The following is a 1,539-nucleotide window of genomic DNA, read 5'->3' as shown; positions in this document are numbered from 1 at the left end:
TAGCACAGTTATCCGTAGCTGTAGCTGTACCAGTAGCTGTCGTTGAAGAATCATCAGAACATTCTACAGTAACATCTGCAGGCACTGTTAATTCAGGAGCCGTAATATCTTGAACATTTATAACTTGAGTAGCTGTTGAAGAATTACCACACTCATCCGTAGCTGTCCATGTGCGAGTTACTGTATAGTTACCAGCACAATTACCTTGCGTTGTTACATCATTGAAAGTTAATGTAAAGTCACTACCACAGGCATCTGTAGCTGTAGCTGTAGCAAACACAGGTGTATCTGGACAATCTATAGTTGACTCAGCAGGTAATGCATCGATTACAGGAGCTGTAGTATCTTCAATAGTAAATGTAGCATCAAATGTACTTGAATTGTTTTGTACATCAGTTAGTGTGTAAATAACATCTATTGTTCCAGCTGCCCCACAAGAAATAACTAGGTTGGCATAATCATAATTAGAAGTAACCGTAAAGTTATCATCACAATTATCTGTAGCACAATCTAGAAGTGCTTGAATGTTAGCAGCATTCCATGCATCAGCTAAAGTTTCATTGTTATCTCCATCACATTCAATAGTTTCATCTAAGGGTCCACATTGAGATGTGTCAGGAGGTGTCATATCTTTAACTAAATCCGTAGTTACTTCTACCATTTGACTTACAGGAGTTCCATCAAATACACTTTCAGCATTCACTATAGCAGTATTATCTACTTCTAGTGCAATAATATCATCTTCTGTGATAGGATAATCAGCAGTATATATCCAAGTTTCATTTGGATCTAATTCATTATCATTATCTAAATCACTAGATGCATCAAATTGAAGTGGAATAGCAGGAGTTGCATTGTCAAGTAATGAATCCGTAACTTGAACATTTCCAAGACTTGTATTGCTAGGGTTTGTAACTGTAATTGTATAAGTAATAGTCTCTCCCAACTCAGAACATTCGTTTAGGTTCTCATTATTGAAGACACCAACTTTAACGATATTTACTGATGCAGAATTACAAAGGGTAGTTACTGTTGGGTTATTTTCAGTTATAGTATTATCATCAGATAAATCTGTAACAATATCCTGATTTGGTCCAGTTGACGTTCCTTGTACTGTAGCTTGATTAGTAACATTTCCAGCATCAATATTCTCTTGAGTAACAGCATAAGTTGCAGTAAACACCCAAGTTTCATTTGTGTCTAATAAATTATCAGAATTATCATCACCACTTACTAATACAATATTTACTATTGGATTAGGAGCCTCAAGTAATGGGTCAGTGACTGAAACTGCACTTAACGGGACATTACCTTGATTAGTCACGGTAAATGTGTAATCTATAGTTTCGTTTACATCTGCACATTGATCTTGGTCTGCATCAACAAAAACTCCTGTTTTTATTAATGAAATTCCTGGATCTGGTGTTTGCTGAATAGTAATATATACTGTAGCGGTATCCGAAGCAGGGTTTCCATTATCATCAGTGATGGTATATGTAAATGAATCGGTACCTGTAAATCCAGGGTTAGGCGTGTAAG

Annotated in this window: 1 protein-coding gene; it reads right to left on the bottom strand. The window is 36.1% G+C overall.

The features are described 5' to 3' along the window. A partial coding sequence (locus tag IEV10_RS14285) for a CLIPPER-2 domain-containing protein (protein WP_188375415.1) occupies positions 1-1,539 on the bottom strand: 1,539 nt, incomplete at both ends.

This window comes from Winogradskyella haliclonae (genome assembly GCF_014635865.1).
GTDB classification, from domain to species: domain Bacteria; phylum Bacteroidota; class Bacteroidia; order Flavobacteriales; family Flavobacteriaceae; genus Winogradskyella; species Winogradskyella haliclonae.
Note: the sequence above shows the minus strand (reverse complement) of the source record. Positions and strands in the feature narration are given on the sequence as shown.